Source organism: Thiobacillus denitrificans, assembly GCF_001530125.1.
In the GTDB taxonomy this organism is placed as follows: Bacteria; Pseudomonadota; Gammaproteobacteria; order Burkholderiales; family Thiobacillaceae; genus Thiobacillus; species Thiobacillus denitrificans_C.
In genome coordinates, this window is record NZ_LDUG01000048.1 from 178,856 (window position 1) to 191,887 (window position 13,032).

The 13,032-nt window shown below is 64.1% G+C and carries 11 protein-coding genes; 3 read left to right on the forward strand and 8 right to left on the reverse strand.

Translation table 11 applies throughout. The features are described from left to right. Positions 1 to 540 precede the first annotated feature (540 nt). Positions 541 to 1,596, forward strand: a complete 1,056-nt coding sequence (locus tag ABW22_RS14900; protein ID WP_059758507.1) for a hypothetical protein — start codon at positions 541 to 543, stop codon at positions 1,594 to 1,596. A 140-nt stretch (positions 1,597 to 1,736) separates the two neighbouring features. Continuing rightward, positions 1,737 to 2,369: an RluA family pseudouridine synthase gene (locus ABW22_RS14905; RefSeq protein WP_059758512.1), complete on the forward strand. Its 633-nt coding sequence runs from the start codon at positions 1,737 to 1,739 to the stop codon at positions 2,367 to 2,369. Between the two features lie 9 nt (positions 2,370 to 2,378). Here the strand turns inward: ABW22_RS14905 and ABW22_RS14910 are convergent, their stop codons facing one another. The 8 genes from ABW22_RS14910 to tal all read right to left on the reverse strand — a co-directional run bounded on the left by ABW22_RS14910 (position 2,379) and on the right by tal (position 11,743). Then, positions 2,379 to 2,885, reverse strand: a complete 507-nt coding sequence (locus tag ABW22_RS14910; protein WP_237763367.1) for a DsrE family protein — start codon at positions 2,883 to 2,885, stop codon at positions 2,379 to 2,381. Positions 2,886 to 2,982: 97 nt separating this feature from the next. Then, positions 2,983 to 4,296: a phenylacetate--CoA ligase family protein gene (locus ABW22_RS14915; protein WP_059758523.1), complete on the reverse strand. Its 1,314-nt coding sequence runs from the start codon at positions 4,294 to 4,296 to the stop codon at positions 2,983 to 2,985. Further along, positions 4,293 to 6,041, reverse strand: a complete 1,749-nt coding sequence (locus ABW22_RS14920) for a hypothetical protein (RefSeq protein WP_059758527.1) — start codon at positions 6,039 to 6,041, stop codon at positions 4,293 to 4,295. The genes ABW22_RS14915 and ABW22_RS14920 overlap by 4 nt, the downstream gene beginning before the upstream one ends. Further along, entirely contained in the window at positions 6,010 to 7,671 is a 1,662-nt protein-coding gene (locus ABW22_RS14925; RefSeq protein WP_059758532.1) for a thiamine pyrophosphate-binding protein, read from the reverse strand. Before ABW22_RS14925 ends, ABW22_RS14920 begins: the two co-directional genes overlap by 32 nt. 170 nt (positions 7,672 to 7,841) lie before the next feature. Further along, a complete protein-coding gene (locus tag ABW22_RS14930) occupies positions 7,842 to 8,435 on the reverse strand; it encodes a CBS domain-containing protein (protein WP_059758535.1) in 594 nt (197 codons plus the stop codon). A gap of 178 nt (positions 8,436 to 8,613) precedes the next feature. Next, positions 8,614 to 9,450 carry an S-formylglutathione hydrolase gene (gene fghA / locus ABW22_RS14935; RefSeq protein ID WP_193393314.1) on the reverse strand — a complete coding sequence of 279 codons (837 nt, stop codon included), beginning with the start codon at positions 9,448 to 9,450 and terminating at the stop codon, positions 8,614 to 8,616. 8 nt (positions 9,451 to 9,458) lie between these two features. Next, complete coding sequence (locus tag ABW22_RS14940; RefSeq protein WP_059758542.1) at positions 9,459 to 10,568, reverse strand: S-(hydroxymethyl)glutathione dehydrogenase/class III alcohol dehydrogenase; 1,110 nt, start codon at positions 10,566 to 10,568, stop codon at positions 9,459 to 9,461. Between the two features lie 95 nt (positions 10,569 to 10,663). Next, complete coding sequence (gene tal / locus ABW22_RS14945) at positions 10,664 to 11,743, reverse strand: transaldolase (RefSeq protein ID WP_059758545.1); 1,080 nt, start codon at positions 11,741 to 11,743, stop codon at positions 10,664 to 10,666. 154 nt (positions 11,744 to 11,897) lie between these two features. Between tal and aroC the strand changes: the two genes are divergently transcribed. Then, entirely contained in the window at positions 11,898 to 12,989 is a 1,092-nt protein-coding gene (gene aroC / locus ABW22_RS14950; protein WP_059758548.1) for a chorismate synthase, read from the forward strand. Positions 12,990 to 13,032 lie beyond the last annotated feature (43 nt).

Consider the following 13,032-nt stretch of genomic DNA (forward strand, 5'->3'; position numbering starts at 1 on the left):
GGTTGCGACGGTGCGCAAATCGGGGCGAGGGCGCCCCGCCCACAGCGCTGGCCAATACCAAAAGGCCTCGCCGCCAGGGGTGTGCTGTTGTAGGAGGCCCGCCCTCGGGCCGATGCCGTGGCGGTTGCGACGGCGCGCAAATCGGGGTGAGGGCGCCCCGCCCACAGCGCTGGCCAACACCAGCAAATAACGATGAAAGAGCTTTTTTTAGGCTCTTTAACCGTTACCTGTTGAACCCGACAATAAATTTAAGATTTCAATTTAAAAACAAGTGGTTATGACTAACAGCCAACAACAATTTTCACAACAAATTTAATGGCCTGCATGAAACCAACAGCTAACGATATAAAGAGCCTTTCAAAAACCAGGCAAGCCTGGAAGCGAGTATGTTGTGTGGAGGCATAAGGCGGCGTCGAAGCGCCAAATATTTATCGAAATGATTAAGGGGTCGTCATGTTTTGTTTTAAGAAATGGGTAAGTCCGGTGCTCTCGGTTTGTTGCCTGGCTTTGGCTGGCCCGGCTACGGCCGTTGAATTCGCTGTGAACGGCGATGTGCGAACGGGATTTTTCTCGCTGCACCGCGACGACCGTAACGGCACGGAAGACGCAACCGACGAACTTCGGTTGCGCGTGCGTCCCGGGGTCAGCGCCAAATTCAACGAGCAATGGCTGGCGCAGGTTCGCTTCGCCGGGCGTTATTCCACGGATGACCGCAACGAGTTGCACTTCGAGATTTTCAACAGCATTCCTGCTGATGACGGCTTGCGCCGCGGCGATTCCACGCTGGACGAGGTCTATGTCGAATATCGCCCGGATCCTGCCTGGCAAGTGCGCCTTGGCCGCTTCCAGAGCAAGGCCGAACTCGCTGGCGTGGCCAAGAAGTCGCTGGACCGGAATGACAGCCCGAACACCGACATCACCTGGACCGATGGTGTTCAGGTCAAGCACACACCCGTGAGCGGCTGGGTCACGACTGCGATCGCCCAGTACAACGACAGTGAGGGTGCAACCCAGGTGCGCCGTACTCCGCTTGATTTCAGGGACGATGGCAGCCGCGTGTCCTATTTTGTCGGTCTTGAAAACACGCAACAGGCCGGACCGCTCGTTCAGCGCGCGGTGGATGTCACCTGGCTGCCAGATGCCCTGCACAGCGGCGGCGTTGGCGTGGGCCCGGTTGACGACTACTGGGGCCTGGTCGGCCGACTCGCCGGGCAGTGGCCGATGCGTGGCAGCACGAAATTCATGCTGGCAGGCGAAGTGGGCTACGCCCCGAACACGCCGCTACGCAGCGTGGTGAGAACCGGCACGTCAGGTGACGCCGATGGACTCGCGGCACAGATCACGTTCAATTTTATTGATATTGTACCCAAACACAGCGCAGGGCTCGTGTTCGGCCGTGCGGGCGATGGCTGGCTCTTGTCTCCGGATTTTGGGCCCAATGCCAATCTCGTCGAGTTGCGCTACAAATGGGCCATCGACAAGAAACAGGCATTAGAGGCGCGCGTCCGGAATCGTGAGGATATTCATCAGCGAGTCGGCAGTTTGCACAAGCGCGAGGATGTCGATTTCTATGTGCGTTACACGTTTAAAATTTAATATCACTGGCCTGCCAATATTGATTTGACACATTGGGTTGCCCATAGGCAGGACGACGATATCCAGCAAAGCGAGCCTCCTTCCCGCGCATCGTTTTGAGGGCGGGACTTTCTTTGCATCCCCGACCATTCCCTTTCACTATGGAACCCCTCTACACCGACGATACCCTGCTGGTGTTCGATAAGCCCAGCGGCCTGCTCGCGGTGCCGGGGCGCGGCGCCGACAAGCAGGATTGCCTGAGTGCACGGGTGCAGGCCCGCTATCCCGATGCGCTGATCGTGCACCGACTGGACATGGCCACTTCCGGGCTGATGGTGATGGCGCGCGGCGCGGCGGCGCAGCGTGCGCTTTCCAGGGTATTCGCCGCGCGCGAGGTCAACAAGCGCTACATCGCGGTCGTGGCCGGCCGCCTGGAAGCGCCGCCGCAAGGCTGGGGCATCATCGATCTGCCCATCATCGTTGACTGGCCGAACCGACCCTTGCGGATCGTCGATCACCCATTAGGAAAACCGAGCCTGACCCGCTGGCGCGTGCTGGGGCATGATGAAATCGGTTTGAGCACCCGTGTCGAACTCGAGCCCGTTACCGGCCGCTCGCACCAGCTGCGCGTCCACCTGCGCGAACTGGGTCATCCGATCCTGGGCGATGCTCTCTATGCGCCACCGGACGTGCAGGCCCTGGCCGGGCGGCTGCTGTTGCACGCCTGGTCGCTGCGCTTCGTCCATCCGCTGACGGGGGAGGCGCTTGCGTTTGAATCTGCGGCGCCATTTTGACCGCGCGCGTCAGCGCGTTTTCAGCATCGCGGACCGGGGCACCACCAGCCGCACATAGTCGAGTGCTTCGTAGTTGCGGATTTGCGTCGGGCCGGTGGGTGCGACGTCGATGTAGGCCGGGAAATCCTCGGCTGCGAGCCCGCGCCTGCCGGCGTAGGTTTCGCAGACATGCACCGGAATGCCGTCGTCGCGGCTGAGGCTTTCCGCAATCTGGTGGATCGCCTGGTTGCCGGCGCGTTGTCCGGTCTGCAGGGCAAACATTTCCTGACCGTGCGTCACCAGCGCCATCGGCAGGCCGGGGTGGCGCGCTTTCAGGCGTTGTGCGGCCTGTTTCACCCAGGGCAGCGCCACCTCCAGCGCGCCCGGGTCGCGGTCGACGATTTCAAACACCACCCCGGGCGGCGCCACCGGGCGCGCCAATAGCTCGTCGAGCGTGGCGGGGGCGGCGACGGCTGGGCCGGACAGGGCAAGCAGGGCGATCCAGAGGGGCAATAAACGGTTGAGCAGGGAAGTCATGGGGTTCGGGGTCAGAGTGGGCTCTGCTGTAAGTGGCATGGGAAAGGGATTTGGTTCCGTGGTACGTGGGTGGAATGCTCGGCTTGTAGGGTGGATTTTATCGGTGTCCGGGATGCGCCGCCCCAAGGCCGATCACAAACCGGTGCTTGCCCGAAACCGTTCGCGGGATGTCGTCCAGGTAATTTACTTTCAACGCCGTCAGCACATCCACATCCCTGCGGATGCTTGCTTCAAGTGACGCCAGCGTTTCGCTACCCAGCGGCTGTGGGGTGACCAGGTTCAGTTCGAGCTGGTCAAGGTCGCGCTGCACCCACTGGTATTGCCGGATCTGCGTCTGCCCGTACAGCAGGCGGTTGAAATACGAGGGGTGGACGGTCTTGCCGCTCGGGGTGCGGACGAGGTCGTTCTGCCGGCACAGGTCCATTTCCATCAGCGGAAACGGCAGGCCGCAACCGCATGCGCCGTCGAGCAGCCGGCCGGAATCGCCGATGTCGTAGCGGATCATCGGCATCAGGCGGTTGGTGAGCGAAGTGACCAATAGCCGGTTTTCATTCTCCAGTGGCACCGATTCGAGATACACCATGTCGGTGAAGACGTGCATCCTGCCGAGTCGGCATTCGCAGGCAATGTTGGGGATTTCGCGGCTACCGTACTGGTTGAACACTTTGCAGCCGAAAGCCTGCTGCATGCGCTGGCGTTGTTCGTCGGTGAGCACTTCCGCAGTGGAGTACACGCCTAGCAGGGTCTTCGGCATGGCGAGGCGGTTTTCAATTACCGCGTGCGCGATTTCCGCCAGTACTGACGCGTAGCCCTGTAGCAGCACCGGCCGGTAACGCTGGATGAAGCGCGCCCATTCGACGAGTTTTTCCTCGGTGTATTCGAATGCGGAAATGGTGTGCTCTGCTGCGATGAGGTCGCCGAGTTGCGCACCGAACACGCCGTCGGGGGCGACGTCCTGCCGCGCGCCCCAGAAGTTGAGGATTTTCTGCCCCGGCCGCCAGCCCGACAGCCTATAGCTGCGCATCATGCCGGCGCGCATCAGCTCGTGCTTGGCGTTGTCGTACCAGAAGGCCAGCGGTTTTCCGGTGGAGCCGCCGGTGTGGCCGACCTTGGCATGGCTTCGGTCGGCGGTGTCTGCCAGCAGGTCGTTCAGGCGCCGGATCACGTCGTTTTTTTTCAGGATGGGCAGGGCGTTGGGATCGAAGCGGCTGCCTTGCAGAAGGGGCGCCAGCGTTTCCGCGTAGTAGGGCGTGTGGGCGGCAGCGAACTCGACGATATCGGCCAGGTCGCGCTGCTGTTTGGCCAGCAGTTCGTCGCGGCGCAGCGCCTGCGTGTGCAGCAGGGGGCCGAGATGCGCATAGCGCAGCGGATGGCGGCGGCGGTGCAGCCAGTGGCGCAGGCGGGCGATCATCCCTGTGCTGTGAGTGCCGCCAGCGCTTGGCTCCAGGCGCGTCGGTCTGCGTCAAACCGGGTGAGGGCGGCGAGCTGGCGTTGGCGCCAGCGTTGCCAATTCTCTTCCGAGGCGATGCACGCATGCCCCGGCGAATCCGCGCCGAAGTTGCGCTGCATGTTGTCAAGGAATACCCGGAACTGCGCGAGCGCTTGGCCATGTGCTCGCGCGTGCCACCAGTGCGCCGGCTCGTTCAGCATGCAGGTCAGCGCATCGAGATTTTTCACGATCCCGGCGTGCCGCGTGCGGTATTGCTGCGCCAGTTCGGCGTGCACAGCGTCGAGCGTGGCGGCAATGGTTTCACTGGACAGTGCCTGCTGCGGGAAGCCCAGCGCGGCCAGCCGCTCGACCGTGAACAGCATCACGTCGCCGAAAAACTGTCGCTCGAATTCGTCGGACAGGTCGATCGCATCGGCCTCGGTGACGACACCAGGCCTGAATTCGGCCTCGCCGGTCGCGTCGAGTGTGCGGGTATGCAGCATCGGCAGGTTGGCGGAGATGAACTTGTCACCCAGCTCGGTCTTCATCAGCCGCCCGAGCGTGGGGCCGGACATGCGCAGGCGCAGCGGCGCGAAGGGGATGAACCAGCTCAATGCCCGCGGGCGGAAGACGTAATTGCCGGTGTAAACCGTGCGCGCGGGCTGGGCGCTGTCGAGTGCGGGCTGGTGGCGATACCAGGTGATGCGGGTGGGGTGCTCGCCGTGGAAGAAGCGCTTCAGCCGCTGCGCGAAGTCGCCGAAGCAGTCGGCGTTGTTCGGCGTGCCCATCAGGTTGCAGCGATAGCGATAGGCGTCGGCCGGGTTCTCAAAGCCGAACAGGCCGGCCATGTCGTGATACGCGGCGTCGGCATCGGGCGTGTTCGCGGCGTTCTGACGGTAAGGCCGAGCCGGATCACTTGCCGCCATCTCGCGCAGGAAACCGGCCACGTCGTCGAGGAAATTGCCGGCCATGACGGCGGGCGAGACGGGCGGGTCGCCGACGACCTTGCCGGTGAGCACGTCGGCGTCGGTCGCGCTGAAGATCGTGTCGAGCTGGGCGAAGAAATTGACCGCGCAGACGTCGCTGTCCGCCGTTTCCACCTTCACCTTGAACTGCTGGTCGGCGTCGAGCGTGTAGAAGAGCAGCGGTGCGTCGGTTTCCTGCAACCGGGCCAGTTCCAGGTAGGCGATATTGCGCATCCTCGCCTGGCCCTTGTGGCCGAAGGCGTCGCGCGGCGCATCGCCTACGATGGTGCTGAGATCGGCCATGCCGGCGAGCGAATCCATCAGTTCAAGCTGTTCGGCCAGGCCGAAATAGTCGATAGCCAGGCCCTGGGCGTCGAATTCGCGGGCCATCGCCCGGTTTTCGGCGATGAGCCCGGCGTCCTCGCTGTCGTCGGCGAGGATGACTGAAACCTTGCGGAACCGGCCGTCCTGCATTCCGCCGTAGCCGTACAGACGGCACAGCTCAAGCAGGCTGGCGAGGCAGCGGCGCAGCTGCGTCGGGCTGTCAGCCACCGGGATGACGAGGACGAAGTGATGGCGGCGGTCGTCGCCGCGCGCGGCGATCAGCGCTTCCAGCCGCCGCCAGGCCGATTGATACGAAGCCAGCAGCGATGCGTTGAAGCCGCCTTCCCACAGCGCAGTTTCGAAGCGAATGATGACGGCGCGCTGCGCCGCGATCTGCTCGTCGGGGCTAGCGAGCCGACAGGTAGCGCGGGAAGGCATGTTTGTCGAGCAGGATTTCGATGAGGTTGATCGTGCCGGTCAGGTCGGCCTCGGCAAACAGCCGGTCGAGGTCCGCCTCGGTTTCAATGCGATAGTGATTCACGCCGAACGACTGCGCGAGCAGGCCGAAGTCGGGGTTCGTGAAATCGCAGTCGATGTAGCGTTCGCCGTAGAGCTGGAACTGGTTCTTGCGGATGAGGCTGAGCGTGCCGTTGTTGATCACCACCACGTTGAGCGGGATGCCGTAGTTCACCGCCGTCATCATTTCCATGCAGCACATCTGGAAGCCGCCGTCGCCGAGGATGGCGAAGGTGGGGCTGTCCTTGGCGAAGCAGCGCGCGCCGATGGCGGCGGGAATCGCATGGCCGAGCGACGAGATGCCGGAATTGGGGAAGTAGTGGTTGCGGTCGGAGACGTCAAAGTAGCTCTGCGCAAAGATGATGTTGTCGTCGAACACCAGCGCGTTGTGCGGGAAGCGCTGGGCGAGCCCTCTGAAGAACGCCTGCATCAGGCGGAAGGGTTGCGCCTGCGCGGCGCTGTCGTCCGCGGGCTGCGAGACGGCGGCCTGGTGGCCATCGAGCAGGTCGCGGGACTTGGGCGGCATGTCGTCGGCTTCCAGCACGTCGAACACGTCTTCCATCACCGCGAGGATGTCGCCGCAAATGGACACGTCTGGCTGGAACACGCGGCCGATCTGTGCAGCGTCGCGGTCCACCTGGGCGATTTTCTTGCCACGCAGCAGTTTCGCGTCCCACAGGTAGCTGGTGCGCTCGTTGAAGCCCGCACCGAGGAAAATCAGCAGGTCGGCGTGATCGACGAGATAGCGGTAGGCCTCGCCGTTGGACGTCACGCCGAGGCAGCCGAGCGACAGCGGCGTGCCTTCGGCCACCACGCCCTTGGCCTTGAGACTGGTGGTGACCGGAATGTTGAACCGTTCGGAAAAGGCGGCAACGACATCACGCGCGCCGGCCTGGATGCAGCCGTAACCGGCGACGATCACCGGATGATGCGCGGCGCGCAGCAGCTCGGTGAATTCGGCGGTGGGCGTTGTGTGTCGGATCGCCGCCTTGCCGGGGAAATGAATCTGCTCAATCACGTCTTCATCGATCATTTCCTTCTGCACGTTGTAGGGGATCGACAGCAGCACCGGGCCCGGCTCGCGCCCGAGCAGCGCCTGCGTGGCCTGGTTCAGTACCTGGCCGAGGTAGTCGGTGCGCTCGACCAGCTTGTGATAGCGGGTGATGCTGGCGAACAGCGCGCCCTGGTCGATGGCGCCGCCTTCGCCCGAGCTTTCCTGCAGCCCGCCGCGGCCGAAGATGTAGGTCGAGGTCTCGCCGGTGATCGCCAGCACCGGCAGCCGTTCGGCGTAGGCGTTGGCGATGCCGGTGATGAGGTTGGTCGCGCCCGGCCCGGCGGTGGCGATGCAGGCGGCCGGCCGGTGTGACACACGCGCCAGGCCGCCCGCCATGAAGGCTGCGCCCTGTTCGTGCTTCACCAGCACGCTTTTCACCTTTGAATCATGCAGGCAGTCGTAGATCGGCAGCACGTGCGCACCCGGCATGCCGAAGATGTGGTCGATGCCCAGGCGCTCCAGATACCGGACGATCAGTTCGCTGACGGAAATATTCATGTGCTGTACTTGCTATCGTGTTCTGCAGGCGCGCGCGGGTGACGCGCCCGGAAGTCCGGGATTTGAGCACAAGAAGCCGTGCGGGAAAACCTTGGATGTTGCGTGAAGCCCGAACCGGCACCGCAAGCCATGCGGGCGCTGCACCTGCGGGCAGCCGCAGGCGCGGCGGCTCAGGCGTGCGCGAGATGCTGCTCGATTTCGATGAAGGTGTTCGCCACTTCGGTGGTCTCGACGGTGACGCCCAGTTGCTTGCTCAGCTGCGACAGGGACAGCAGGCCGCGCACCATTTGCTGGCCGTCCACATTTTCGATTACCAGCGCGTGCTGACGGCCGCGTGCCTTGAGCGTTTCCAGCACGTGGCCGACGCGGCTGTGGATGATGTCGTCGAAGTCGACCGCTTCCAGGCGCTCCACCGGGGTCATGATGTCGGCCACCAGCACTTCGTCGCGGCGGATGCCGTGGCTTTGCACCACCTGCATCGGTTTTTCCCCGTGAATGTCGGTGCTGGTGACCAGGCCGGCGACGCGATCCTCGCTATCCATGACGAACAGCAGGCGCACCTTGCGGCGGATCATGCGCTCTTCCGCCTGCTTGATGGTGTCGCCGGGGGTGGCGATGAAGGCGGTCAGGCGGCGGAAATCGGTCATCACGTCGAGCGCCGGATTATCCAGCCCGACTCGCTCCGGTAACACACAGGCGGGGCGAAGCAGGCCGGCGATCTTGTCGAGATTGCGGGAGGGCAGACGGGTATACGTTGTGGTCATGGCGGGTCTCCTTTCCATGGTTCCTGAATGCCACGCACACCTGATTCGTGGTGTGGATGGGTAATAGAGTAATCGTGTTCCCGGCAACCCCGCCTGTCCACTCAAGATTTTTATGCGGGATATAAATTGTTCTTGCTTGATCCGGCGCGGTACCGGGCGTAGCGCCGTCGATCCGCTTTCACGACGCCATCGCCCGTGCATGAAACGCCAGATGCTCGCCGATGAAGGTGGCGATGAAGTGATAGCTGTGGTCATAGCCGTCCTGCATCCTCAGCGTGAGCGGAATGCCGCGCGCGGTGCAGGCGGCTTGCAGGTTCTGCGGAAACAGCTGTTCGGCCAGAAATTCGTCGGCGGTGCCATGGTCGATCAGCGCGGACGGCAACGGCGCACCGACCTTGATCAGGCAGGTGGCGTCCCAGGCTTCCCAGGCATTTTTGTCATCGCCGAGATAGGCGCCGAAGCAGCCCTGTCCCCACGAGCTGACCACCGGATTGCAGATGGGCGCGAAGGCCGAGACCGAGGCATACATGCCGGGGTTTTTCAGCGCGCAGATCAGCGCGCCGTGACCGCCCATCGAGTGGCCGCTGATGGCGCGCCTGCCGGGGATCACCGGGAAGCTTGCCTCGACCAGCGCAGGCAGTTCGCGAGTGACATAGTCGTACATCTGATAGTGCGTCGACCACGGCGCCTGGGTGGCGTTGACGTAGAAGCCGGCGCCCTGGCCGAGGTCGTAGCGCTCGGGCACGTCGGGCACGTCGCCGCCGCGCGGGCTGGTGTCGGGCATGACGAGGATCAGCCCCAGCTCGGCGCAGTAGCGCTGCGCGCCGGCCTTCACCCGCACGTTGTCGTCGGTGCAGGTGAGCCCCGACAGCCAGAACACCACCGGCAGCTTCTGCGTGGCCGCCTGCGGCGGCAGGTAGACCGAGAAGGTCATCGTGCAGTGGCAGGTTTCGGATTCGTGTTGCCAGCGTTCGAGCCAGCCGCCGAATTCCTTGATTCTTTCAACTTGTCTCATCACCGACCTCAGAAAATGATGACCGAGCGAATGCTCTTGCCTTCGTGCATCAGGTCGAACGCGCGGTTGATGTCTTCCAGCGGCATGGTGTGGGTGACCAGCTTGTCCAGTTCGATCTTGCCGGCCAGGTAGTTGTCGACGTAGCCCGGCAGTTGGCTGCGGCCCTTGACGCCGCCGAACGCGGAGCCTTTCCAGGTTCGCCCCACCACCAGGTTGAACGGCCGGGTGCAGATTTCCTTGCCGGCGCCGGCGACGCCGATCACGGTCGACACCCCCCAGCCCATGTGCGTGCATTCGAGCGCGTCGCGCATCACGTTCACGTTGCCGATGCATTCGAACGAGTAGTCGACGCCGCCTTTCGTCAGGTCGCGGATGTATTCCGAGATCGAACCGTTGACCTCGCGCGGGTTGATGAAATCGGTCGCGCCGAGGGCTTTGGCCATCTCGAACTTGTCGGAGTTGAGGTCAATGGCGAGGATGCGGCCGGCCTTCGCCATCACCGCGCCCTGGATCGCCGACAGGCCGATGCCGCCGAGGCCGAACACGGCGACGGTCGAACCGGGTTCGACCCTGGCGGTGTTCAGCACCGCGCCGATGCCCGTTGTCACGCCGCAGCCGAGCAGGCACACCTTGTCCAGCGGCGCGGCGGGGTTGATCTTGGCGAGCGCGATTTCCGGCACCACCGTGTATTCGGCAAAGGTCGAGCAGCCCATGTAGTGGAAGATCGGCTTGCCGTTCTTCGAGAAGCGGCGGGTGCCGTCGGGCATGTAGCCGGTCCACACGGTGGACGCAATCGACTGGCACAGGTTGGTCTTGGGCGAGGCGCAGTATTCGCAGTGGCCGCATTCGGGGATGTAGAGCGGGATGACGTGATCGCCCGGCTTCAGCGTTTTCACGCCGGGGCCGCATTCCACCACGATGCAGCCGCCTTCGTGGCCGAGGATGCAGGGGAACGCCCCTTCCGGATCGTCGCCCGACAGGGTGAAGGCGTCGGTGTGGCAGACGCCGCTGGCGACGACCTGCAGCAGCACCTCGCCTTCGCGCGGACCCTCGACGTCGACTTCCTCGATCGACAGCGGTTTCTGGGCTTCCCAGGCAACGGCGGCACGAGCTTTCATGGCGAATCCTTATTCTGACATGTGAACGGTAGCGGGTGCGAAGCCCCGGTTTCGATGATGCCGCATCGGCCGCGTGGCGACAACGCGCAACAGCCCTACGCGGTCTGTTCGAGCAATTGGGTAAACGACGCCTCGAAGCTGTCCACCCCGTCGACCTGCAGGCGTTCGCCGACGGTGTCCATGCTCACGCCCAGGTGCGCGAGCGCGGCAAGCTGCGCGGCGGCCTCGTCCGCTCCGGCTGCAAGGGTGAGCGCCGGCTTGCCATGCTCGACCAGCGCGGCGAGCGTCTTGTCGGGCAGGGTGTTGATGGTTTCGCCGCCGATCAGCGGTTCGACGTACAGCAGGTCGGGGTAGTCCGGGTTTTTCACGCCGGTGCTTGCCCACAGCAGATATTGCGGCGTTGCGCCCTGTTGCGCCAGTGCGGCGAAGGCTTCGCCGTGGAAGGTTTGCAGATAAGCCTGATAGGCGAGCTTGGCCATCGCCACCGCGGCGCGGCCGCGCAGCGACAGCGCCTCCTGCGTGCCGATGGCGGCCAGCTGCTTGTCGACCAGGGTGTCGACGCGCGACAGGAACAGGCTTGCCACCGCCTTGCTGCGGCGCACGTCGCCACCGGCTGCGGCACGCGCGGTGAGGCCGCGGATATAGGCATCGAACACCGCCCGGGTCTGCGCAATCGAGAACAGCAGGGTCACGTTGACGTTGATGCCGAGCGTGGTCAGCGCCTCGAACGCATTGAGGCCCTCGGGCGTGCCCGGCACCTTGACCAGCAGGTTGCGGCGGTCGACCGCGGCGGACAGGCGCTGCGCTTCCTTCACCGTATGCGCAGCATCGTAGGCCCAGCGCGGCGCGACTTCCAGGCTGACGTAGCCGTCGTTGCCACCACTGGCTTCATAGGTGGGCAGCAGCAGGTCACAGGCGGCCTGGATGTCGGGGATGACCAGTGCTTCGTAGCGCTGCTCGGCGTCCAGCTCGCCGGCCTTCAGCCGAGCCAGGTCATCGGCGTAATAGGGGCTGCCGGCCAGCGCGTTCTGGAAAATCGACGGATTCGAGGTCACCCCCGACACGCCGCTCTCCGCAATCAGTCCGGCCAGCGTGCCGTCGCGTAGCAGGCTGCGCGACAGGTTGTCGAGCCAGAGGCTTTGACCGAGGGTGGTGACGTGCTGGGCGGCATTCATGGGCGGTCCTTTTTGTTGAGTTGGGTTCAGGGTAACAGTCAAGGATAGAACGGTCTTGTGACAGCAAGTTCAGCGACCCGCGCCGGCGGCGGCCAAAGCCACGCCTGTGCTAGACTTCGGCGCATTCTTTCGGCTCTTTTCGCGGCTTATTCCCATGTCTGGCAGCACCCTCGGCAAACTGTTCTGTGTCACCGTGTTCGGCGAATCGCACGGCCCCGCCATCGGCTGCGTGGTCGACGGCTGTCCGCCCGGGATGGCGCTCAATGAGTCCGACATCCAGCATGATCTCGATCGTCGCAAGCCGGGTACCTCGCGCCATGTCACCCAGCGCCGCGAATCCGACACTGCCGAAATCCTCTCCGGCCTGTACGAAGGCAAGACCACCGGCACGCCGATCGCGCTGCTGATCCGCAACGAGGACCAGCGCAGCAAGGACTACGGCAACATCGGCGAGACCTTCCGACCCGGCCACGCCGACTACACCTATACGCAGAAATACGGTTTCCGCGACCCGCGCGGCGGCGGCCGCTCATCGGCACGGCTGACCGCGCCCATCGTCGGCGCCGGCGCCATCGCCAGGAAATGGCTCAAGGAAAAATACGGCATCGTGATTCGCGGCTACATGAGCGCACTGGGCCCGGTCGACATTCCCTTCGTATCGTGGGACGAAGTGAACAACAATGCCTTCTTCTCGCCCAATGCCGCGATCGTTCCCGAGCTCGAGGCCTACATGGACGCGCTCAGGAAATCCGGCGACTCGGTCGGCGCCAGGATCAGCGTGGTGGCCGAGAACGTGCCGCCCGGCTGGGGCGAGCCGCTGTACGACAAGCTCGACGCCGACCTCGCTCACGCGCTGATGGGACTGAACGCGGTGAAAGGCGTGGAAATAGGCGACGGCATGGACGCCGCGCGGCAGAAGGGTACCGAGCACCGCGACGAAATCACCCCCGAGGGTTTTTTGAGCAACCATTCCGGCGGCGTGCTCGGCGGCATTTCATCCGGCCAGGCCGTCGTCGCCCACATCGCGATCAAGCCCACTTCGTCGATGCGGCTGCCCGGCCGCTCGATCGACCTTAACGGCCAGCCGATCGAGGTCGTCACCCACGGCCGCCACGATCCCTGCGTCGGCATTCGCGCCACCCCCATCGCCGAGGCGCTGATGGCGATCGTGCTGATGGACCACGCACTGCGCCACCGCGCGCTGTGCGGCGGCGTCGCGAGCGCGACGCCGGTGGTGCCGGGCTGACCCTACGCTACCCGCACGGGCAAACGGGGCTTGCGGCGGCTGA

Bases quoted from the DNA above. Each gene is read 5' to 3' on its own strand.
- ABW22_RS14905 (WP_059758512.1), top strand. From the start codon at position 1,737: ATGGAACCCCTCTACACCGACGATACCCTGCTGGTGTTCGATAAGCCC.
- ABW22_RS14910 (WP_237763367.1), bottom strand. From the start codon at position 2,885: ATGACTTCCCTGCTCAACCGTTTATTGCCCCTCTGGATCGCCCTGCTT.
- ABW22_RS14915 (WP_059758523.1), bottom strand. From the start codon at position 4,296: ATGATCGCCCGCCTGCGCCACTGGCTGCACCGCCGCCGCCATCCGCTG.
- ABW22_RS14920 (WP_059758527.1), bottom strand. From the start codon at position 6,041: ATGCCTTCCCGCGCTACCTGTCGGCTCGCTAGCCCCGACGAGCAGATC.
- ABW22_RS14925 (WP_059758532.1), bottom strand. From the start codon at position 7,671: ATGAATATTTCCGTCAGCGAACTGATCGTCCGGTATCTGGAGCGCCTG.
- ABW22_RS14930 (WP_059758535.1), bottom strand. From the start codon at position 8,435: ATGACCACAACGTATACCCGTCTGCCCTCCCGCAATCTCGACAAGATC.
- fghA (WP_193393314.1), bottom strand. From the start codon at position 9,450: ATGAGACAAGTTGAAAGAATCAAGGAATTCGGCGGCTGGCTCGAACGC.
- ABW22_RS14940 (WP_059758542.1), bottom strand. From the start codon at position 10,568: ATGAAAGCTCGTGCCGCCGTTGCCTGGGAAGCCCAGAAACCGCTGTCG.
- tal (WP_059758545.1), bottom strand. From the start codon at position 11,743: ATGAATGCCGCCCAGCACGTCACCACCCTCGGTCAAAGCCTCTGGCTC.
- aroC (WP_059758548.1), top strand. From the start codon at position 11,898: ATGTCTGGCAGCACCCTCGGCAAACTGTTCTGTGTCACCGTGTTCGGC.